Below are 20,703 nucleotides of genomic sequence, written 5' to 3'. Positions count from 1 at the left end.
GACATATTTCAATTGTCGCATAAACATCGGGCACCTACGATGGGGATTCCTTCGCTCCCTCTCCCAGGCTTCCGATGAACTGCCCTGCCCACCGTTGTCCCGCCTCCGTTCCCCCGTCTGTCGCCGCGCCGCCCGCGCTGAGCACCGGGATGACGCTGTTCTTCGCCGCGACGGTCGGCGTGATCGTGATGGACCTGTTCGCCGCGCAACCGCTGACGGGCCCGATCAGCGCCGACCTGCACCTGCCGCCCGGCCTCGCCGGCCTCGTCGCGATGCTGCCGCAGCTGGGCTACGCGGCCGGGCTCGTGCTGCTCGTGCCGCTGGTCGACCTGCTCGAGAACCGCCGCCTGATCGTCGCGACGCTCGCCGCGTGTGCCGCGGCGCTCGCGCTGCCCGCGTTCACGCAATCGGGCACCGTGTTCCTGCTGGCGACGCTGGCGGCCGGCGCGGCGTCGAGCGTGATCCAGATGCTCGTGCCGATGGCCGCGTCGATGGCGCCCGAAACGCAGCGTGGCCGCGCGGTCGGCAACGTGATGAGCGGGCTGATGCTCGGCATCCTGCTGTCGCGGCCGCTCGCGAGCCTGATCGCGGGTTCGGCCGGGTGGCGCGCGTTCTACCTGCTGGCCGCGGTCGCGAATGCGGCGATCGCCGTCGTGCTCGCGCTGCGCCTGCCGGCGCGCACGCCGTCGATCACGGCCGGCTACCGCACGCTGCTCGCGTCGCTGGGGCGCCTGCTCGCCGACGAACCGGTGCTGCGCCGGCATGCGCTGTCGGCCGCGCTCGCGATGGCCGCGTTCAGCGCGTTCTGGACGGCCATCGGGCTGCGGCTCGCGCAGCCGCCGTTCGCGCTCGACCTGCACGGAATCGCGCTGTTCGCGTTCGCGGGCGCCAGCGGCGCGATCGTCACGCCGCTGGCCGGCCGCGCCGGCGACCATGGCCACGGCCCGGCCGCGCAGCGGATCGCGCACGGCACGATGCTCGCGGCGCTCGTCGTGCTGGGCATCGCCGGGGCCGGCTGGTTCGGTTTCGACACACATGCGCATCGCGGCGTCGCACTCGCGCTGCTGGCCGGCGGTGCGGCATTGCTGGACGCGGGCGTCATCGTCGACCAGACGATCGGCCGCCGCGCGATCAACCTGCTGGACCCGGCCGCACGCGGCCGCCTGAACGGGCTGTTCGTCGGCCTGTTCTTCGTCGGCGGCGCACTCGGCGCGGCGCTCGCGGGCAGCGCCTGGGCCTGGGGCGGATGGAACGCGGTGTGCGGCGTGGGGTTCGCGTTCGCCGGCACGGCCGCCGGGTTCGGTCTCGCGGCCGGGCGCGGGGCCGGCGCGGCGGCATTGACTCGCCCGCGTGCATGAGCGGCGGTGCAGCGGGCCTGAAGCGGCCCCGAAAAGCCGAACGCCCCGCCCTCATGCAAGAGACGGGGCGTTCGGCGCGCCGGAATCAGGTCGGGTCGAAATCAGTGACGCACGAGCGCCATCATCGCGCCGAAGCCGACGAACAGCCCGCCCGTCAGCCGGTTGAACACCTTCGCGACGCTCTGGCTCTTCAGCGTCGTGCCGATGCGCGTGCCGAACGACGCGTAGACGAGATACCAGCTCACCTCGATCACCGCGAACGTGACGACGAGGATGCCGAATTGCGGCAGCGTCGGCTCGGCCGCGTTGATGAACTGCGGCAGCAAGGCGGCCGCGAACAAGATCGCCTTCGGGTTGCTGCCCGCGACCAGGAAACCGTTGCGGAACAGCGTCCCGCGCGATGCGGCCGCCGTCTGGCCCGCCGCCGGCTCGGCGCCGGCCGCCGGGACATCGTCGGCACGCGCGCGCCATGCCTTCACGCCGAGGTAGATCAGGTAAGCCGCACCCGCGAAGCGCAGCGTGTTGAACATCGCCGGCCACGCCTCGAGCACCGCGCCGAGGCCCGCCGCCGACACCGACAGCATCAGCACCAGCGCGCTCAGGCAACCGGCCATCGTCGACGCCGAGCGGCGCAGCCCGTGGCGCGCGCCGTGCGTCATCACGAGCAGCATGTTCGGGCCCGGGATCGCCGATACGACGAACACCGTCGCCACGAAAAGCCACCACGTATGCAGGTTCATGACCGCCTCTGAATGTAGGGAATGCAGGGAAAACGAAATGCCGATTATGCCGCGAGCATGGCGCTTCTGTCGCGCGTCAGCGGCCGGCGCGGCGCAGCGCGACCTCGCCGAGCACCGCGAAATCCTGGTCGCCGCCGCCATGCGCGAGCGCGTCGAGCAGGCTGTCGCGCACGACGCTCGCCACCGGCAGCGGCACCGACGTCGCGTCGCCGGCTTCCAGCGCGAGGCGGACATCCTTCAGCCCGAGGCGCGCCTTGAAGCGCGCGGGCTCGTAGCGCCGCTCCGCGATCATCGAGCCGTAGCCCTCGTAGACCGGCCCCGGAAACACGCTGTTGGTGATCACGTCGAGGAAGTCGCGCATCGCGACGCCGTGCGCGCCCAGCAGCGCCGACGCCTCGCCGAGCGTCTCGATCGCCGACGCGAGCGTGAAGTTCGCGGCGATCTTCGCGACGTTCGCGTGCTGCGGCAGCGAGCCGAACCGCCAGGTCTTCTGGCCGATCGCGTCGAACAGCGGCTGCACGCGGTCGATCGCCTCGGCCGGGCCGCCGGCCATGATCGTCAGGCGTGCGGCGGCGGCCACGTCGGGCCGCCCCATCACCGGCGCGGCGACGTAGTCGATACCGCGCGACGCGTGCGCGTGCGCGAGCGATTCGGCGAGCGCGACCGACACCGTCGCCATGTTGACGTGGATCAGCCCGCGCGGCGCCTGCGCGAGCAGCGCGTCGTCGAACACCGCGCGCGCGGCGGCATCGTCGCCGAGCATCGAGAACACCGCGTCGCCGCGAAACGCATCGGCCGGGGTGTCGACGATCTGCGCGCCGAACGCCGCGAGCGGCTCGGCGCGCTCGCGCGACCGGTTCCAGACCCGCACCGTGTGGCCCGCCTTCAGCAGGTTCGTCGCGATCGCCTGCCCCATTTCGCCCAGCCCGATAAACCCGAGATCCATTGCCCGCTCCTTCGCTCCGTGAAGCCGCGAGTTAAACACAGATGCCGGCCGTCTGCAGCGCCTGCCGCCGGCCGGGCGCGGTGCGATACTGCACGGATGGCGACCGCGACCTTCCGCTTCCATGGCGAACTGAACGCGTTTCTCCCGCGCGCGCGGCGCGACCGCGCGTTCGGGCGCGCCTGCGCGCGCGACGCGACGGTGAAGCATGCGATCGAGGCGATCGGTATCCCGCATACCGAAATCGGCCGGCTTTGCGTGAACGATCTGCCCGCCGCGCTCGACCGGCCGCTTTGCGACGGCGACCGCGTCGAAGCCTTTCCGGAACGCGCCCGGCCGGCGGCGAACGGGGCCACCGCGCCGCCGCCGGTGCCGTGGCGCTTCGTCGCCGACGCGCATCTCGGCGGCCTCGCTCAGTTGCTGCGCCTCGCCGGCTTCGACACCTGCTACGACAACCACTACCGCGACGACGAACTCACGGCGCTGGCCGAGCGGGAGGGCCGGATCGTGCTGACGCGCGACCGCGAGCTGCTCAAGCGGCGCGCGGTCGTGCGCGGCTGCTACCTGCATGCGCTGCAGCCGGCCGACCAGTTGCGCGAGCTGTTCGAGCGGCTCGATCTCGCGCCGCACATGCGGCCGTTCCGGCTGTGCCTGCGCTGCAATGCGCCGCTGCACCCGCTCGACGCGGCCGCCGCCGCGCCGCGCGTGCCGGACGGGGTCCGGCAGCGGCACCGGCGCTTCGCCGCGTGCGACGTGTGCCGGCGCGTGTTCTGGGAAGGCTCGCACTGGCGGCGCATGCGTGCGGTGGTCGACGCGATGCGTACGCCGTCACGGCCATCGCCACTGCCGTCCGGCGAACGCGGCGCCTGAAAAAACAAAACCCCGCATGCCGGAGCATGCGGGGTTGTTCGACGGACGGCCGGCTACGCCTGCCGTCCCCAGGCAGCGTGCTTAGTTCTGCGTGCCTGCGTCGTTCGTGCCGGCGGCCGATGCGGCTGCAGCCTTCGCCTGGCCCTTCTTCGAACCGTGGTGCTTCAGCTGGTGCTTCGGCTTGCTGTGATCCTTCTTGGCCGGTGCCGGAGCGGCTGCCGACGTGTCGGCTGCCGGCGCGGACGCCTGTGCGAATGCCGAAACCGATGCGAGCGCGAATGCCGCGGCGATGATCGAAGCGAGCGTCTTCTTCATTGTTCTTCCTTTAGCGGAGAAAAAATCAAACGTACCGGTAAGTAAAGATGCGAGGCATTCGCATCGGAGCCCCAGGCCGCGAGGCCGGCTTTCGCCGGTCCGCCGCGACAAAACCTGACGCACTGGTTCCATAACGCACCGTGTTCGCGGCAAGTTGACACGTTGCTTGCACCTTCGGGTTTCCCCGGGGGCCGGCTCGTCGTCCCGCTCCGGCTGCCGCCGCGTCGCGCCGCAAACCGGCTCGCGCGCCGTCGGGGCGGCGCTTATACTGGCGTCCATCCGTCCCTTTCCCCGGAAACCGGATCGCGGCCGGTCGCCAGACCGCCGCCGTCTCGAGGCGCTCAAATTGCCCGATCACAATCTGGACAAACTGAAAATCGACCGGCGTCCGATCGCACCGGCGCCCCGCCGGCGCCGGTGGGTCCGCTTGGCGGCCGCCGCCGCGGCCGTCGTCGTCGCGATCGCCGCCGGCATCGCGCTCAGCGGCCGGCCGACGGTCGAAACCACGTCCGTCACGTCCGCCTACCCGTACCAGAACGACACGCAGCTCAATGCGACCGGCTACGTCGTGCCGCAGCGCAAGGCCGCGGTCGCGTCGAAGGGCCAGGGGCGCGTCGAATGGCTCGGCGTGCTCGAAGGCACGCGCGTGAAGAAGGACGACATCATCGCGCGCCTCGAAAGCCGCGACGTGGAAGCGTCGCTCGCGCAGGCGCGCGCGCAGGTGCAGGTCTCACGCGCCAACCTCGGCGTGGCGCTGGCCGAGCAGAAGGACGCCGAAATCGCGCTGCGTCGCACCGCCGCGCTCGCGCCGAAGGGCGCCGTGCCGGCCGCGCAGCTCGACATCGACACGGCCCGCGTGAACAAGGCGCGCGCGTCGGTCGGCAGCGACCAGGCGGCGATCGCGTCGGCCGAAGCGAATGCGCAGGCCGCGCAGGTCGCGGTCGACCAGACGGTGATCCGCGCGCCGTTCGACGGCATCGTGCTCGCGAAGCACGCGAACGTCGGCGACAACATCACGCCGTTCTCGTCCGCGTCGGACAGCAAGGGCGCGGTCGTGACGATCGCCGACATGGACACGCTCGAGGTCGAGGCCGACGTCGCCGAATCGAACATCGCGAAGATCCGCGCCGAGCAGCCGTGCGAGATCCAGCTCGACGCGCTGCCCGACATGCGCTTCGCGGGCCGCGTGTCGCGCATCGTGCCGACCGTCGACCGCTCGAAGGCCACCGTGCTAGTGAAGGTGCGTTTCGTCGACCGCGACGAGCGCGTGCTGCCCGACATGAGCGCGAAGATCGCATTCCTGTCGAAACCCGTGTCGGCGCAGGACCGGCAGCCCGTCACGGCCGTGCAGGCGAGCGCGGTGGTCGAGCGCGACGGCCGGCCGGTCGTGTTCGTCGTGAAGGACGACACCGTGCACGCGGCGGCCGTGACGCGCGGCCTGCGGATCGGCGAACTGGTGGCGATCCGCGGCGTGAAACCCGGCGACACGGTCGTGCTCGCGCCGGGCGCGAAGCTGAAGGACGGCGCGAAAGTGACCGTCGCGAAGAAGTAGCGCGCGTGAACGACGCACCGCCGCCCCTCGTCGAGATCAGCCACGTCGCGAAGTCGTACCGGCGCGGCAACCAGATCGTGCCCGTGCTGACCGACATCACGCTCGACATCGGCGCAGGCGACTTCGTCGCGCTGATGGGGCCGTCGGGCTCCGGCAAGAGCACGCTGCTGAACCTGGTGGCCGGCATCGACCGGCCCGACAGCGGCGAGCTGCGCGTCGGCGGCCTCGACATCTCGCAGCTCGCGGAGGCGCAGCTCGCCGAATGGCGCGCGGCGAACGTCGGCTTCATCTTCCAGTTCTACAACCTGATGCCGGTGCTCACCGCGTTCGAGAACGTCGAGCTGCCGCTGATGCTCACGCACCTGTCGCGCCGCGAGCGGCGCGAGCGCGTCGAGCTCGTGCTCGACATGGTGAACCTCGGCGACCGGACCAGCCACTATCCGTCCGAGCTGTCGGGCGGCCAGCAGCAGCGCGTCGCGATCGCCCGCGCGCTGATCACCGATCCCGTGCTGATCGTCGCCGACGAGCCGACCGGCGACCTCGACCGCGCATCGGCCACCGACGTGCTCGCGATGCTGCAGCGGATGAACGCCGAGCTCGGCAAGACGATCATCATGGTGACGCACGACGCGCATGCGGCCAGCGCCGCCCAGTCGCTCGTGCATCTGGAAAAAGGGGAGCTGATCGATGGGCACGCCGGCTGAGCGGCGGCGGGAGCGCGCGCGATGTACGTGCTGAAGCTGATCGCACGCAACGCGCTGCGCCACCGGCTGCGCACGCTGCTGACCGTGCTCGGGCTGACCATCGCCGTACTGGCGTTCGGGCTGCTGCATACGGTGGTCGACGCGTGGTACGCGGGCGCGGCCGCCGCGTCCAGCGGGCGGCTCGTCACGCGCAACGCGATCTCGCTGGTGTTTCCGCTGCCCGTCAGCTACGAGAACCGGATCCGCGGCGTCGACGGCGTGACGGCCGTGGTCCGCTCGAACTGGTTCGGCGGCATCTACCGCGACCCGAAGAACTTCTTCGCGAGCTTCGCGGTGTCGGACAACTACCTCGACCTGTATCCGGAATTCATCATCCCGGCGCAGCAGCGCGCCGACTACGACCGCGACCGCCGCGGCTGCCTGGTCGGCCGCCAGCTCGCCACGCAGTTCGGCTTCAAGATCGGCGACGTGATCCCGTTGAAGGGCACGATCTATCCCGGCACGTGGGATTTCGTCGTGCGCGGGATCCTCGACGGCCGCGACGACTCGACGATCACGCGCCAACTGGTGTTCCACTGGGATTACCTGAACGAGACGGTGCGCCAGCGCACGCCGAAGCAGGCCGACCAGGTCGGCGTGTTCGTGCTCGGCGTCGCGAACCCCGACGACGGCGCGTCGATCGCACGCAACGTCGACGCGGTGTTCAAGAACTCGCTCGCCGAGACGCTGACCGAGACCGAGCAGGCGTTCCAGCTCGGCTTCGTCGCGATGTCGAACCAGATCATCGCGGCGATTCGCCTCGTGTCCTACGTGGTGATCCTGATCATCATGGCCGTGATGGCCAACGCGATGGCGATGAGCGCGCGCGAACGCACGGCCGAGTACGCGACGCTGAAGGCGCTCGGCTTCGGCCCCGGCTTTCTCGCGCTGCTCGTGTTCGGCGAATCGGTCGTGATCGCGCTGGCCGGCGGCGGCCTCGGGATCCTCGCGACACCGCCCGCCGCGAGCCTGTTCAAGCAGGCGGCCGGCGGCATCTTCCCGGTGTTCAGGGTGTCGGCCGGGACGGTCGCGCTGCAGGCCGCATGCTCGGTCGCGGTTGGCCTCGCGGCCGCGCTCGTGCCGGCGTGGCAGGCCGCACGCGTGCGCGTCGTCGAAGGCCTGCGGGCGATCGGGTAACGACGCGCATGGCGATCCCGCTCACCTACATCGCGCGCAACCTGTGGACCCGGCGCCTCACCACCGCGCTCACCGCCGGCGGGATGGCGCTCGTGATCTTCGTGTTCGCGACCGTGCAGATGCTCGACGCGGGGCTCACGCAGACGCTCGTGTCGACCGGCGAAGCCGACAACGCGGTGGTGATCCGCAAGGGCGCCGAGACCGAGATCCAGAGTTCGATCGACCACCAGCAGGCCAACGCGCTCGAGATGCACCCGGCCGTCGCGCTCGGCCCCGACGGCCGGCCGCTCGTGTCGAGGGAAGCGGTCGTGCTGATCTCGCTCGTGAAGACGTCGAGCGGCAAACCGTCGAACGTCGTGATCCGCGGCGTGTCGCCGGCCGGGCTCGCGCTGCGCCCGCACGTGAAGCGCGTGGCCGGCCGGATGTTCGCGCCGGGCTCGTCGGAGATCGTCGTCGGCAGCGCGATCGCGAAAGGCTTCAGCGGCACGCAGCTCGGCGACAGCCTGCATTTCGCGCAGCGCGACTGGACCATCGTCGGCATCTTCGACGCGGGCGGCAGCGGTTTCGATTCGGAAATCTGGGGCGACGTCGACCAGCTGATGCAGTCGTTCCGGCGCACCAGCTATTCGTCGATGGTGCTGCGCATCCCGGGCGCCGACGGCTTCGCGCGCTTCAAGGCCGATATCGACGTCGACCCGCGGCTGACCGACGAGGCGAAGCGCGAGCAGACGTTCTACGGCGACCAGTCGAAGTCGCTGTCGACGTTCATCAACATCCTCGGCATCACGCTGTCGACGATCTTCTCGATCGCCGCGATGATCGGCGCGATGATCACGATGTATGCGTCGGTCGCGAACCGCGTGGCCGAGATCGGCACGCTGCGCGCGCTCGGCTTCAAGCGCAGGAACGTGCTCGCCGCGTTCCTGCTCGAAGCGCTGCTGCTCGGCTTCGTCGGCGGCGTCGCGGGGCTCGCGTGCGCGTCGCTGATGCAGTTCGCGTCGTTCTCGACCACCAACTTCCAGACCTTCTCGGACCTGTCGTTCCGCTTCGTGCTGACGCCCGCGATCGTCGTGAAGACGCTGCTGTTCTCGCTCGTGATGGGGCTCGTCGGCGGGTTCCTGCCGGCGATGCGCGCCGCGCGGCTGAAGATCGTCGACGCGCTGCGCGCGCAGTGACGCGCGCCGCCGCTCACGTTCAACGCTCGCGCGGTACCCATGCGCCGTGGAACCCGGCCGGCACGCGGCGCGGCAGGTGCACGGTCGCGACCGGCTCGTCATCGATCGCGCGCGCATCGAGGATCACCACGTCGCTCGTGTCGGTCGCCGCGCGGTAGACCATCACCAGCAGCCAGCCGTCGTCCTCGTCGGTGCCGCCCGGGCGCGGCACGAACACCGGCTCGCCGTTCTGGTCGCCGGGCGGCACGGCGTAATGCGTCGTCGTGCCGCGCGCGTGATCGAAGCGCATCACGCCGCGCATTTCCGCGTTGTTCGGCTGCTCGACCGCATACAGGTAGCGGTAGCGGCGCCCCGTCCGGCTGTCGTTGATGCGCGGCAATTCGATGCCGCCGTCGGCGAGCGGCCCTTCGTCGACCAGCCCGTTCGCCGTGTCGATCACGTAGCGCCACAGCTCGCCGACCGGGTTGTCGGCGAAGCGGCCCGTGCGCGCATCGAACCGCAGGAACGACGGATAGCGCACCACGTCGAGCACGATGCACGACGCGTCGCAGTCGTATGCGTTCACGACGTGCTGGATGAAGCACGGCTCGACACCGAACCAGCGCACGGCGCCGCCGTGCCGCGGCATCACGCCGATGCGCGCGGGCCGGTCGTCGTGCCAGCGCAGCGGCATCCGGTGGCCCTGCTTCAGCAGCGAGAAGTCGTAGCCGACGTTCAGGTCGAGCAGCAGGCTGCGGGTTTCGGTGATCGCGAGGTCGTGCATCATCGACGGCGCATTCAGGTCGATTTCGACGTCGACGCGCCGCACGCCGTGCACGTCGATCACGCCGTAGCGCAGCCACGGCGCGCGCCAGTCCGCGCGGAACGCGATCAGTTCGCCGGTCACCGGATCGACCTTCGGATGCGCGGTCATTCCGCCGCCGAAGCCCGCGTGCCGCGCCGCCGCGCCGAGCGAATCGAGCGCGGGCGTGATCGCGAGGGGCGCGCCGCCCTCGGCCAGCGCGAGCAATTCGCCCGCATGCTGCAGCACGTTCACGTTCGGATTGGTGTCGGACAGATGCGGCACCTGCCCCGGCGCATGCACGGCGGCCCAGCGCTGCGTGCGCGCCCAGCGGTTCCGGTAGCCGGTCGCGCGGCCACGGTCGAACGCGATCGCGTGCAGCATCGCGGCTTCCGGCCACCACGACAGCATGTCGTTGCCTTCGAAGCGGCCGCCCGGCGGATTCGGGCCGTTGCGCAGCAACGTGCCGTCGAGTTCGCGCGGGATGGCGCCCGTCACGCGCAGGTCGACGACATCGACTTCGTCGGCGACCGGCGCGATCGCGCCGTGGTTCAGGTCGAATGCGGTCATCGCGTCGGCGCTCCGTCAGCAGTCTTCGGCGGACGGCGGCAGGTCGCCGCGCGCCAGCGCGAGCGCGTGGTCGCGCACATCGTCCGGCCAGCCGGCAACCAGTTCGGCCAGCCGCGCCGGCTCGTTCGCGTACAGCGCCCGCGCGGCTTCCTCGAAACCGGGCAGGTCGCCCGCCATCGCCGACATGAAGTGATAGGCGCGCGCCTGCGCGTCGCGGTGCCGGTCGGCCGCCGCATGCGTGCGCCGCGCGTCCTCGACCAGCTTGCGCAGCGCGACCGACGCGCCGCCCGGCTGCGCGCCAAGCCATTCCCAGTGACGCGGCAGCAGCGTGACTTCACGCGATACGACGCCGAGCTTCGGCCGGCCACGGCCGCGCTGCTCGCCCGCGCCTGCCGACGCGCCGGCAGCGCCGGGCACGTCGCCCGACGGCGGCGCATAGCGCACGCGGATGTCGTCGTCCGTGCCCCGCAGGTCGAGGTCGATCGAGCGGCCCGTCGCGTCGTCGAAGATCAGGATCGTGCCGTGCGTCGCGTCGCCGGCCGCCTGCCGGACCGCGAGCGCAACTGTCGCGAGCGGGCCCGACGCGAGCCGCCGGTGGCCGTCGAAGGCCGTGTACGAAGGAAGAAGCGTGGAGGTTGTCATCGTGGTCGCCCGCAGGCCGGGATCAGAATGACGCTATTTTTATCCGGGTATTAATTGGATGTCAATATTATCCGGGTAAAAATTTGACGGCAGCGCCCCCCCCCTCGGGCGACCACGGCGCCGGTCAGGCCGCCCGGACGGGCAACCAGGGCGGCTGCAACGCGACGGCGACACCGCCGACGGCGCTCCGCGCTGGCGTCCGGCACGCTCGTGCGCGTGCTGCCCGGCTGGCGCGGACGACGCGCGCGCCGGACCGATCGCGGGACCGATCGATTCAAATGCTGAATCGATCAAGTCAGCAATTGGCATGAAAGCGAAGTTTTCGACATGACAGAATGGCCCGGACGCCTTGCCCGACTCGGCGCCCGGTGCCCTGCCTCCGGCCGGCGGCACCCATACGACAACATCACGCGCGCGCCGACGCGCCCGCCGCACGACGGCACCTTCCGTCCTTCGGAGGAGACAAGTCATGAATCCGCTTCACGCGCTGCCGGCGTCCGCGTCGGCAACGGTCCGGCGCACGCGCGTGCGCTGGCTCGTGCTGGCCGTCCTGTTCGCGGTCACGACAATCAACTACGCGGACCGCGCGGCGATCGCGATCGCGGGCCCGAGCCTTGCCCGCGCGCTGCACCTGAGCCACGTGCAGATCGGCTTCATCTTCTCCGCGTTCGGCTGGTCGTACGTGGTCGCGCAACTGCCGGGCGGCTGGCTGCTCGACCGCTACGGGTCGCGCATCGTCTACGCGTTCAGCATCTTCTTCTGGTCGCTGTTCACGCTGCTGCAGGGCGCGATCGGTTTCTTCGGCGGCGCGGCCGCGTTCGCGCTGCTGTTCGGGCTGCGCTTCCTCGTCGGCGCGGCCGAGGCGCCGTCGTTCCCGGCCAACAGCCGAATCGTGTCCGCGTGGTTCCCGGCTGCCGAGCGCGGCACCGCGTCCGCGATCTTCAACGCCGCGCAGTACGCGGCGACCGTCGTGTTCGCGCCGCTGATGGGCTGGCTCGTGCACGCGTTCGGCTGGCAGTCGGTGTTCGCGGTGATGGGCGTGCTCGGTTTCGCGTTCGTCATGGTGTGGAACCGCACGATGTACGACCCGAAGGACCACCCGAACGTCAACCGCGCGGAACTCGACTACCTCGCCGAAGGCGGCGCGCTCGTCAACATCGACCAGGCGGCGGGCGAACGCGACGGCGGCCCGTCGATGCGTCACGTGAAGGCACTGCTGAAGAACCGGATGCTGATCGGCGTGTACGTCGCGCAGTACTGCATCAACGCGCTCACCTATTTCTTCATCACGTGGTTTCCCGTCTATCTCGTGCAGGCGCGCGGGATGTCGATCCTCAACGCGGGGCTCGTCGCGTCGATCCCCGCCGTGTGCGGGTTCCTCGGCGGGATTCTCGGCGGCGTCGTGTCCGACGCGCTGCTCAAGCAGGGCCGGTCGCTGTCGGTCGCGCGCAAGGTGCCGATCGTGGCCGGCATGCTGCTGTCGATGTCGATGATCGTCTGCAACTACACCGATTCGCACGTGCTCGTCGTGCTGTTCATGGCGCTGTCGTTCTTCGGCAAGGGGCTCGGCGCGCTCGGCTGGGCGGTCAACGCCGACACCGCGCCGCGCCAGATCGCCGGGCTGAGCGGCGCGCTGCTCAACACCTGCGGCAACCTCTCCAGCATCACGACGCCGATCGCGATCGGCTACATCGTCGACCGCAGCGGCTCGTTCAACGGCGCGCTCGTCTATGTCGTCGCGCACGCGCTCGTCGCCGTGATCTGCTACCTGTTCGTCGTCGGCGAGATCCGCCGCGTCGAGCTTCAATGAACGGCGCGGGCCGCGCCGGCGCGTCCGGCGGCCCGCGCGCCACCGGAACCAGGAGCGAACCGATGTCCGAACCCAGCCGCGCGGGCACGCCGCGCGTCACGCGCATGCAGGTGATTCCCGTCGCCGGCCGCGACAGCATGCTGCTCAACCTGTGCGGCGCGCACGCGCCGTACTTCACGCGCAACCTGGTGATCCTCGACGACAGCAGCGGGCATACGGGCGTCGGCGAAGTGCCGGGCGGCGAAGGCATCCGCCACGCGCTCGAGCGCATGACGGATCTCGTGGTCGGCCAGTCGATCGGCCGCTACCAGGCGACCCTCAACGCGGTGCGTGCGGCGCTGTCCGGCGCGGGTGCCGGGGCGGGCCGCACGATCCGGCACGAGGTGACGTCGGCCGGCGAGGCCGCGGTGCTGCGGCAGCCGCACGAGATCAACCTGCGGCTCGACAACGTGATCACCGCGATCGAGGCCGCGCTGCTCGACCTGCTCGGCCAGCACCTCGACGTGCCGGTCGCGGCGCTGCTCGGCGAAGGCCAGCAGCGCGACGCGGTGCCGATGCTCGCGTACCTGTTCTATATCGGCGACCGGCGCCGCACCGACCTGCCGTATCGCGACGAGGCGCATGCGGTGAACGCGTGGTTCCGGCTGCGCAACGAAACGGCGCTCGCGCCGGCCGACATCGCGCGGCAGGCCGAAGCCGCGGTCGACCGCTACGGCTTCGCCGATTTCAAGCTGAAGGGCGGCGTGATGGCCGGCGCCGACGAGCTGGAAGCGATCGCGGCGATCAAGGCGCGCTTCCCCGATTCGCGCGCGACGCTCGACCCGAACGGCGCGTGGTCGCTCGACGAGGCCGTCGCGCTGTGCCGTGGGCAGGGCCACCTGCTCGCGTATGCGGAAGATCCGTGCGGGCCCGAAGGCGGCTATTCGGGCCGCGAGGTCATGGCCGAATTCCGCCGCGCGACGGGGATCCCGACCGCGACCAACATGATCGCGACCGACTGGCGGCAGATGGATCACGCGGTGCGGCTGCAGGCGGTCGACATCCCGCTCGCCGACCCGCATTTCTGGACGATGCAGGGCTCGGTGCGGCTCGCGCAGCTGTGCCGCGACTGGGGGCTCACGTGGGGGTCGCACTCGAACAACCACTTCGACGTGTCGCTCGCGATGTTCACGCACGCGGCCGCCGCCGCGCCCGGCACGATCACCGCGATCGATACGCACTGGATCTGGCAGGAAGGCGACGCGCGGCTCACGCGCGAGCCGCTCGCGATCGTCGGCGGCAAGGTGGCCGTGCCGGAACGGCCGGGGCTCGGGATCGAGCTCGACATGGCGCAGATCGAGACGGCGCATGCGTTGTACAACGCGGTGGGCGGCACCGCGCGGGATGACGCGGTCGCGATGCGCTATCTGGTGCCGGGGTGGGCTTACGATCCGAAGCGGCCGAGTTTCGGGCGGGGGTGAGGGGAAGGCGGGATGACGGGTGGCGGTTGCCAAATGCCGAAAACGGCCGCATCCTGCCGGCTGCCCGGATCGGCCCGCGCGGCGGATGGTCGGGCGCTCCCGCCCATCCGCGAAAGAACGCTCTCGATGACGTCATCCGATCCGACACTTCGGCAAATCATCGTCTTCATGCTGTATTCGGTGTTGTGTCTGCCGGCGAGCGTGACCGTCGCCAGCTATGTCGCAGCTCGGATTACGCGCAACGTATCGAATTTCGAAGGCGGTGCCGGTTACGCAGCGCTATGGTGGATCATCCTGCTGACCTGCGCGTTCTATGCGCTATCGATCGTCGTCGGTGCGCTGCTGCGGAAAAGAACGGCGATTCTCGCGGTCGTTACGGTGGGGGCGGCCGTGTTGTCGGTGCCGACGTTCCGGTTGGTTCAGGATCTGGCGACGTAGTCCGCCGGCTATCGGACCCGCAAAAACAAAAAGGCCCGATCTCGCGATCGGGCCTTTCGAATTCCGTTGGTGGAGCGGAGGAGGATCGAACTCCCGACCTTCGCATTGCGAACGCGACGCTCTCCCAGCTGAGCTACCGCCCCAACAGTCGACCATCATACACACGCATTTCTGCGCTTGGCAATAGGGGTTACATCCTCCTGAAGCGTTACTTTGACGGCGCGCCGGCCAGCACCCATTCGACCACCGAACGGACATCGGCGTCGGTCATGCGCGGATGCGCGGGCATCGGAATCGCGCCCCAGACGCCCGAGCCGCCGTCCTTCACCTTCTTCGACAGCTTCGCGACGGCCTGCGGATCGGACTTGTAGCGCGCGGCAATATCCTTGAACGACGGGCCGACGAGCTTGCGGTCGACCGCGTGACAGCCCATGCAGGCATTGCTGCGCGCAACCTTCAGGCCGTCGCCGACGTCCGCGTGCGCGGCGCCCAGCGTGCCGACCACGAGCGCCGCGCCGGCGGCGCCCTGCACCATCCACTGTTTCATCTGCTTCATCCGCGCGCCCTTCATTGCGCCGGCGCCTTCGGGTTGCCCGGGTGCACGCTCGACGAATTCGAGATCGGGGCGGGCGACTGCAGCGGCGCGGACTGCACCGACGCGTCGGGTACCGCGCCGACCGTCGCGCTGTCCGCCGGCGCGGCGGCAGCCGGCACGCCGGATGCGCCGCTCGCGGGCGATGCGGCCTGCAGCGCCTGCGCGTCCTGCGGCTTCACGTACTGGAACACCTTCACGACCTTCTCGACGCCCGGCACCTGGCTCGCGGCTTCCGCGCCGCGATTGCCTTCGTCCACCGTCACGAGGCCCATCAGGTAAAGGTTGCCGCGTTCGCTGACGACCTTGTAGTAGTTCGCCGAGATGCCCTTCGTCGCGATCAGCTCGGACTTCACGCGCCCTTCGAGATACGAGTCGTTCGCGCGCGACGACAACGACGACGCCGGCTCGACCGACAGCTCGTTGACGATGCCGTTCACGTTGTTGATGCCGCGCACGATTTCCTCGGCACGCTGCTTCGACGCATCGTTCGGCACTTCACCCGTCAGCAGCACGCGGCGGTTGAACACCGTCACGTTCACGTGCGACTGGTCCGGCAGCCCGTTGTTGATCTGCGAAAGCGCCTTGACCTGGATCTCGCGGTCCTCCGTCTGCGCGCCGAGCGTCCGGCGATCGGTCGCGATCAGCGCGCCGCCGCCGGCCGCTGCACCCACGACTCCGAGCACACAACCCTGCAGCGACACGGCGAGGCCCGCCGTCAGCGCGGCGAGCAGCGTGGTTCTGACGAGCGTCTGTTTGACGCGGCTTTGATTCATCGACGGCTCTCCTTCGTTCAATCCTCACCCAGCAGCATCGCGTCGATGCCGTCGCACAGGCAGTGGATGGTCAGCAGATGGACTTCGTGGATGCGTGCCGCGCGAACGGCGTGCACGCTGATCGGAATATCGGTATCGGACAGCGCGGCCGCGACTGCATGGCCATTGCCGCCCGTCAGCGCGACGACGGTCATCTCGCGCTCGTGCGCCTCGTCGATCGCCGCCAGCACGCGCGGCGACGCGCCACCCGCATCGAGCACCAGCAGGATGTCGCCGGTCTGGCCGAGCACGCGCACCTGCTGCGCGAACAGCTGCTCGGCGGCCGCCGCCCCCATGAGGCCGGCCTGCGACGCATCGGTGGCCAGCGCGATCGCCGGCAGGCCCGGACGCTCGCGCTCGAAGCCGCCGACGAGCGACGCGGCGAGATACTGCGCGGCAGCAGCCGACGGGCCGTCACCGCACGCGACGATCTTGTTGCCGTTCGCCAGCGCGGCGAACATCGCATCGACCGCGGCTGCGATCGGCAACGACAGCGCGTCGGCCGCTTCGGCGTGAAGCGCGGCGCTGTCGTGGAATTGTTGCTGAATACGTTCGACTGACATCGATTCCTGGTGAACTGGGCGCGTGGCACATTTCGCGCGACATCGTGGGTGCGGCGAGTTTACCGTACTCCGGCACCCTCTCCGGGGGTCCGGCAAGAACTCTTTACATCTCGTCACACGTCGCGGCTACGCATCGTCGGTACGAAATGCGTCGCGCAGCCACGCGAGCCGGCCGGCCTCGAACGCGACGACATCGAACCGGCACGCGGCACCGGCACCGTGCCGCGCCCAGAACTGCAGCGCGGCCGCGACGAGGCGCCGCCGCTTGCGCCAGCCGACGCTCGCGGCCGCGCCGCCGTGCCGGACACTGCGCCGTGCGCGCACCTCGACGAACACGAGCATGCCGTCGGGTTCGCGCATCACGAGATCGAGCTCGCCGCCGCGCATCGTCACGTTCGCCGCGACGAACCCGAGGCCGCGGCGCTCGAGAAACTGCCGCGCGCGCTGCTCGAACGCCGCACCGACCGGTTTGGATCGTGCCGCGCCGGAAAAGTTGTCGCCCGCGTGCGGCAATCCGCGCCCGTCGCCCGGGCTGGCCGGCGCCGCGTGGCACAATGCCGACCTTGTTCCGCTTGCGCCGCGATTGCGTGCATTGCCTGCCATGACTGCCCTCCTCGAACTCGCGCACACGCAGCACTACCCGGACGCCGCGCTTTACGTGGTCGCCACGCCGATCGGCAATACGGCCGACATCACGCTGCGCGCGCTGCACGTGCTCGGCCTCGCCGACCGCATCGCGGCCGAAGACACCCGCAACACCGGCCAGCTGCTCGCCCGCTACGGGATCTCGAAGCCGCTCCTGGCCGTGCACGAACACAACGAACGCGAAGCCGCGCAGCGCGTGATCGAACTGCTGCGTGGCGGCGAACGCGTGGCTTACGTCTCGGACGCCGGCACGCCCGGCATCTCGGACCCCGGCGCGCGGCTCGTCGACGCGGTGCGCGAGGCCGGCTTCGCGGTGATCCCGCTGCCGGGCGCGAGCGCGGCCGTGACCGCGCTGAGCGTGGCCGGCGACTGGGCCGGCGCGTTCACGTTCGCGGGCTTCCTGCCGCCGAAGGCCAAGCAGCGCGCCAGCGCGCTGCAGGCGCTGGTGTCGCACCCGTATGCACTGGTGTTCTACGAAGCGCCGCACCGGATCGCCGAAACCGTCGCCGCGCTCGCCGATGCATTCGGCCCCGCGCGCCGGCTGCTGATCGCGCGCGAACTCACCAAGCTACACGAGCAGCTGTTCCAGGGCACCCTGTCCGAAGGACAGACCTGGCTGGCCGGCGATGCGAACCGGCAGCGCGGCGAGTTCGTGCTGGTCGTCGAAGGCGCGCCGGCGTCGAGCGGCGAAGCCGACGACACCGCGCACGACGCGCTGCTCAGGCTGCTGCTGGAAGAAGTGCCGGTGAAGAGCGCGGCCAAGCTCGCGGCCGCGCTGACGGGCGCATCGCGCAACACGCTGTATGCGCGTGCGCTCGCGCTGAAGGAAGGCTGACGCGGAACGACGCCGCGCCGAAACGACAAAGGGCTGCCGGAAGGCAGCCCTTTGTACTTGATGCTCGACGCGTGAGCGGACGAACCGCCGCGTTACTTCGCCGAGATCGACGCGAGCATTTCGTCGCGCGCCTCGCGCGCTTCCTGCGGCGACAGCCCCTCGATCTTCACGCGGCCCGTGCCGGCGTGCACGAGGCCGATCAGCTTGGCAGCGGCATACGACAGGTCGAGCACACGGCCGCGCTTGAACGGCCCGCGATCGTTGACCTTCACGACGACCCACTTGCCGGTCGACGCATTCGTCACCTTGATGTACGACGACAGCGGCAGCGTGCGGTGCGCGGCGGTGAGCGCGTTCATGTTGAAGCGCTCGCCGTTCGCGGTGCGGCGGCCGTGGAAATCCCGCCCGTACCACGAAGCGCGGCCCGTCTGGCGGAAGTCGGATACATCCTTGCCGTCGATCGGCTCGGCGTCGGCCAGCGACGGCTTCTTCGCGTCCTTGCTGTCCGCGGCCGGCAGCGATGCCAGCGCGGAATCGAAATTGAGCGGCTGCTTGTCGTCGTCCGCCTTGGCGGCCGCGGCCGTCTTGTCGACCGCCTTCTTCTGGTTCACGCTGCCGGTGGTCTGGCTGGATGGCACCGCGCAGCCCGTCAGCGCAAAAAACAATGCAATGGTTCCGAATCGACTCGGAAAACGTAAATTCATCGACGTGTCGCCTTCTGGTTCGGGCCGCTCCGATACAACGCTGCTTCACAACGCAGATACGCGGCCCGGACGGCAAATGCGTGCACGCCCCGCTCGGATGCGAGCAGGCGGCTAGCATGGGCGCGGCTTTCGTCTATGCCGCAACCGTCCTGATTAGTTTTCACGTCTGGCGCAACCTGTCCCCAACAGCCTGACCAGACCCCACATGCCGCCATCGAACATGGCTCCACGTTCGCGCGCGTCGATACGATCAACGCACAGGAACGGCGGCACAGGCCTCATCCGGCGGCGCGGCAGCAGGGCCGCAGGCGGGCGCGCAGCACCCGGCCGGACAAGACGTGAGCACCGAATGCTCGGTGCTGGATACACCGCCGGACTCCCCGGCGGCTGATGCTTGACGGTGAATCGGACGCCTCTTTTAACGGGGCCGAAACACCAGCGAATGGCGTGAAATTCACGCGCAATGGGGCGCATTATACATAAATCAAAACGCCATCTCGAAAAGCACCCCCGACGGACCATTGATTCTCACTATGGCTGTAACAATCGGCATGCTCCGGGAATGCCCTCACCCGCGCGCCGCGGCACGCGTCGCACGAGCGGCAGGCGGCGCGCGCGACCGGTACAATCGCTCCTTTTAGCCGCCGGTGCCTCCATGAAAGTCACGCTCATTCCGGTCACGCCGTTCCAGCAGAACTGCTCGCTGCTCGTCTGCGAGAAAACGGGCCGTGCCGCCGTCGTCGATCCGGGCGGCGATCTCGACCGGATCCAGCAGGAAGTCGCGCGGCAGAACGTGCAGGTCGAGAAAGTGCTGCTCACGCACGGGCACATCGATCACTGCGCGGGCGCGAAGACGCTCGCGACGCACTACGGCGTGCCCATCGAGGGGCCGCAGGAAGAAGAACGCTTCTGGATCGAGAAGCTGCCGATGCAGAGCGAGCGCTTCGGCTTTCCGGCCGCCGACACCTTCGAGCCCGACCGCTGGCTGAACGACGGCGACACCGTGCAGTTCGGCGACGAGACGCTCGAGGTCTATCACTGCCCGGGCCACACGCCCGGCCACGTCGTGTTCTTCAGCCGCGCACACCGCATCGCGATCGTCGGCGACGTGCTGTTCGCGGGCTCGATCGGCCGGACCGATTTCCCGCGCGGCAACCACGAGGATCTCGTCCGTTCGATCAAGGAGAAGCTGTGGCCGCTCGGCGACGACGTCACGTTCGTGCCGGGCCACGGCCCGGTGTCGACGTTCGGCGACGAGCGCCGCACGAACCCGTTCGTGTCAGACAAGGTATTCGGATGAACCAGACCGCCATCCCGGAAATCTACGTCAGCACCGACGTCGAGGCCGACGGCCCGATTCCCGGCCCGCACTCGATGCTGAGCTTCGCGTCGGCCGCCTATACCGAGGACAAGCAGCTGATCGCGACGTTCTCGGCCAACCTCGAGACGCTGCCCGGCGCGCAGGCGCACCCGGTGCAGGAAGCGTGGTGGAAGACCGAACCGGAAGCCTGGGCCGCGTGCCGGCGCGACCTGCAGGCGCCCGAGGCGGCGCTGGTCGCGTACGTCGACTGGGTCGAGGCGCTGCCCGGCAAGCCCGTGTTCGTCGCGATGCCGGCCGGCTTCGATTTCACGTTCATGTTCTGGTACATGATGCGCTTCGCGGGACGTTGCCCGTTCTCGTGGTCCGCGCTCGACATCAAGACGCTCGCGTTCGCGATGACGGGCCTGCCCTACCGCAAGGCGATCAAGCCGCGCTTTCCGAAGCACTGGTTCGACGACCATCCGCACACGCACGTCGCGCTCGACGACGCGATCGAGCAAGGCGCGCTGTTCTGCAACATGCTCGCCGACCTGCGCCGCCAGCAGGCCGCGCTCGCCGGCCTCGCCGTATCGGACACCGATCGGTCGGAGCGCGCGGGGGCGGGACAAAATCCCACGGATCCACGAGCAAATTAGCGAATCTCGCTCACCAGCGCCACGCCAGATTGCCTTTCCTTTCCCGGCCCTCTAACATT

Annotated in this window: 22 protein-coding genes and 1 tRNA gene; 12 read left to right on the top strand and 11 right to left on the bottom strand. The window is 69.7% G+C overall.

Going from position 1 to position 20,703, the window contains the following annotated elements; translation table 11 throughout:
• Positions 1–74 precede the first annotated feature (74 nt).
• Positions 75–1,358 (top strand): MFS transporter, encoded by a 1,284-nt coding sequence (locus AC1VVG_RS01380; protein ID WP_059559338.1) that lies wholly within the window; start codon positions 75–77, stop codon positions 1,356–1,358.
• Between the two features lie 101 nt (positions 1,359–1,459).
• On the opposite strand, the gene AC1VVG_RS01375 is transcribed toward AC1VVG_RS01380, so the two are convergent.
• Positions 1,460–2,098 carry a LysE family translocator gene (locus AC1VVG_RS01375; RefSeq protein ID WP_049030686.1) on the bottom strand — a complete coding sequence of 213 codons (639 nt, stop codon included), beginning with the start codon at positions 2,096–2,098 and terminating at the stop codon, positions 1,460–1,462.
• Between the two features lie 76 nt (positions 2,099–2,174).
• Complete coding sequence (locus AC1VVG_RS01370; RefSeq protein ID WP_260435786.1) at positions 2,175–3,167, bottom strand: NAD(P)-dependent oxidoreductase; 993 nt, start codon at positions 3,165–3,167, stop codon at positions 2,175–2,177.
• On the opposite strand from AC1VVG_RS01370, the gene AC1VVG_RS01365 reads away from it, so the two are divergent.
• Positions 3,141–3,911, top strand: coding sequence for a Mut7-C RNAse domain-containing protein (locus AC1VVG_RS01365; RefSeq protein ID WP_482835160.1), 771 nt, complete (start codon positions 3,141–3,143; stop codon positions 3,909–3,911). The two genes, AC1VVG_RS01370 and AC1VVG_RS01365, sit on opposite strands and share 27 nt — an antisense overlap.
• Positions 3,912–3,992: 81 nt before the next feature.
• On the opposite strand, the gene AC1VVG_RS01360 is transcribed toward AC1VVG_RS01365, so the two are convergent.
• Positions 3,993–4,226: a hypothetical protein gene (locus tag AC1VVG_RS01360; protein ID WP_006494172.1), complete on the bottom strand. Its 234-nt coding sequence runs from the start codon at positions 4,224–4,226 to the stop codon at positions 3,993–3,995.
• A 346-nt stretch (positions 4,227–4,572) separates the two neighbouring features.
• On the opposite strand from AC1VVG_RS01360, the gene AC1VVG_RS01355 reads away from it, so the two are divergent.
• The 4 genes from AC1VVG_RS01355 to AC1VVG_RS01340 are packed head-to-tail and all read left to right on the top strand — an operon-like array spanning position 4,573 to position 8,833.
• Complete coding sequence (locus AC1VVG_RS01355) at positions 4,573–5,778, top strand: efflux RND transporter periplasmic adaptor subunit (protein ID WP_059559343.1); 1,206 nt, start codon at positions 4,573–4,575, stop codon at positions 5,776–5,778.
• A 5-nt stretch (positions 5,779–5,783) separates the two neighbouring features.
• Positions 5,784–6,482 carry an ABC transporter ATP-binding protein gene (locus AC1VVG_RS01350; protein WP_175028538.1) on the top strand — a complete coding sequence of 233 codons (699 nt, stop codon included), beginning with the start codon at positions 5,784–5,786 and terminating at the stop codon, positions 6,480–6,482.
• 21 nt (positions 6,483–6,503) lie between these two features.
• The gene (locus AC1VVG_RS01345; RefSeq protein WP_034188039.1) at positions 6,504–7,658 is read left to right on the top strand and encodes an ABC transporter permease; all 1,155 of its coding nucleotides are present in this window, start codon (positions 6,504–6,506) and stop codon (positions 7,656–7,658) included.
• Positions 7,659–7,666: 8 nt separating this feature from the next.
• The gene (locus AC1VVG_RS01340; protein ID WP_034188040.1) at positions 7,667–8,833 is read left to right on the top strand and encodes an ABC transporter permease; all 1,167 of its coding nucleotides are present in this window, start codon (positions 7,667–7,669) and stop codon (positions 8,831–8,833) included.
• Positions 8,834–8,852: 19 nt separating this feature from the next.
• On the opposite strand, the gene AC1VVG_RS01335 is transcribed toward AC1VVG_RS01340, so the two are convergent.
• Complete coding sequence (locus tag AC1VVG_RS01335) at positions 8,853–10,184, bottom strand: carotenoid oxygenase family protein (RefSeq protein ID WP_482835158.1); 1,332 nt, start codon at positions 10,182–10,184, stop codon at positions 8,853–8,855.
• A gap of 15 nt (positions 10,185–10,199) precedes the next feature.
• Positions 10,200–10,826, bottom strand: a complete 627-nt coding sequence (locus AC1VVG_RS01330) for a DUF2239 family protein (RefSeq protein ID WP_034188042.1) — start codon at positions 10,824–10,826, stop codon at positions 10,200–10,202.
• Between the two features lie 469 nt (positions 10,827–11,295).
• Between AC1VVG_RS01330 and AC1VVG_RS01325 the strand changes: the two genes are divergently transcribed.
• From AC1VVG_RS01325 to AC1VVG_RS01315, 3 genes are all read left to right on the top strand, one after another.
• A complete protein-coding gene (locus AC1VVG_RS01325) occupies positions 11,296–12,636 on the top strand; it encodes an MFS transporter (protein ID WP_226254380.1) in 1,341 nt (446 codons plus the stop codon).
• A gap of 62 nt (positions 12,637–12,698) precedes the next feature.
• On the top strand, positions 12,699–14,096 hold the full coding sequence (locus tag AC1VVG_RS01320; protein ID WP_482835157.1) for an enolase C-terminal domain-like protein: 1,398 nt from the start codon (positions 12,699–12,701) through the stop codon (positions 14,094–14,096).
• Between the two features lie 33 nt (positions 14,097–14,129).
• Positions 14,130–14,534 carry a hypothetical protein gene (locus AC1VVG_RS01315; RefSeq protein ID WP_260449482.1) on the top strand — a complete coding sequence of 135 codons (405 nt, stop codon included), beginning with the start codon at positions 14,130–14,132 and terminating at the stop codon, positions 14,532–14,534.
• A gap of 67 nt (positions 14,535–14,601) precedes the next feature.
• Here AC1VVG_RS01315 and AC1VVG_RS01310 read toward each other — a convergent pair.
• From AC1VVG_RS01310 to AC1VVG_RS01290, 5 genes are all read right to left on the bottom strand, one after another.
• Positions 14,602–14,677, bottom strand: a tRNA-Ala gene (locus tag AC1VVG_RS01310).
• A gap of 65 nt (positions 14,678–14,742) precedes the next feature.
• Positions 14,743–15,090, bottom strand: a complete 348-nt coding sequence (locus tag AC1VVG_RS01305; protein WP_404824023.1) for a c-type cytochrome — start codon at positions 15,088–15,090, stop codon at positions 14,743–14,745.
• A gap of 11 nt (positions 15,091–15,101) precedes the next feature.
• Positions 15,102–15,902: a BON domain-containing protein gene (locus AC1VVG_RS01300; protein ID WP_069707016.1), complete on the bottom strand. Its 801-nt coding sequence runs from the start codon at positions 15,900–15,902 to the stop codon at positions 15,102–15,104.
• 17 nt (positions 15,903–15,919) lie between these two features.
• The gene (locus AC1VVG_RS01295; RefSeq protein ID WP_059559351.1) at positions 15,920–16,504 is read right to left on the bottom strand and encodes an SIS domain-containing protein; all 585 of its coding nucleotides are present in this window, start codon (positions 16,502–16,504) and stop codon (positions 15,920–15,922) included.
• Positions 16,505–16,630: 126 nt separating this feature from the next.
• Entirely contained in the window at positions 16,631–17,059 is a 429-nt protein-coding gene (locus AC1VVG_RS01290) for a YraN family protein (protein ID WP_175028547.1), read from the bottom strand.
• Between the two features lie 46 nt (positions 17,060–17,105).
• On the opposite strand from AC1VVG_RS01290, the gene rsmI reads away from it, so the two are divergent.
• Positions 17,106–17,984, top strand: coding sequence for a 16S rRNA (cytidine(1402)-2'-O)-methyltransferase (gene rsmI, locus AC1VVG_RS01285; RefSeq protein WP_034188058.1), 879 nt, complete (start codon positions 17,106–17,108; stop codon positions 17,982–17,984).
• A 92-nt stretch (positions 17,985–18,076) separates the two neighbouring features.
• Here rsmI and AC1VVG_RS01280 read toward each other — a convergent pair whose 3' ends face one another.
• Positions 18,077–18,688: a septal ring lytic transglycosylase RlpA family protein gene (locus AC1VVG_RS01280; protein ID WP_034188059.1), complete on the bottom strand. Its 612-nt coding sequence runs from the start codon at positions 18,686–18,688 to the stop codon at positions 18,077–18,079.
• Between the two features lie 655 nt (positions 18,689–19,343).
• Between AC1VVG_RS01280 and AC1VVG_RS01275 the strand changes: the two genes are divergently transcribed.
• Both AC1VVG_RS01275 and AC1VVG_RS01270 read left to right on the top strand, forming a co-directional pair.
• The gene (locus tag AC1VVG_RS01275; RefSeq protein WP_059559357.1) at positions 19,344–19,988 is read left to right on the top strand and encodes an MBL fold metallo-hydrolase; all 645 of its coding nucleotides are present in this window, start codon (positions 19,344–19,346) and stop codon (positions 19,986–19,988) included.
• Positions 19,985–20,644: a 3'-5' exonuclease family protein gene (locus AC1VVG_RS01270; RefSeq protein ID WP_049030364.1), complete on the top strand. Its 660-nt coding sequence runs from the start codon at positions 19,985–19,987 to the stop codon at positions 20,642–20,644. The genes AC1VVG_RS01275 and AC1VVG_RS01270 overlap by 4 nt, the downstream gene beginning before the upstream one ends.
• Positions 20,645–20,703 lie beyond the last annotated feature (59 nt).

Source organism: Burkholderia sp. L-4, from assembly GCF_056856535.1.
The sequence above is the reverse complement of the archived record's forward strand: the minus strand, read 5'-3'. Positions and strand labels throughout refer to the sequence as shown.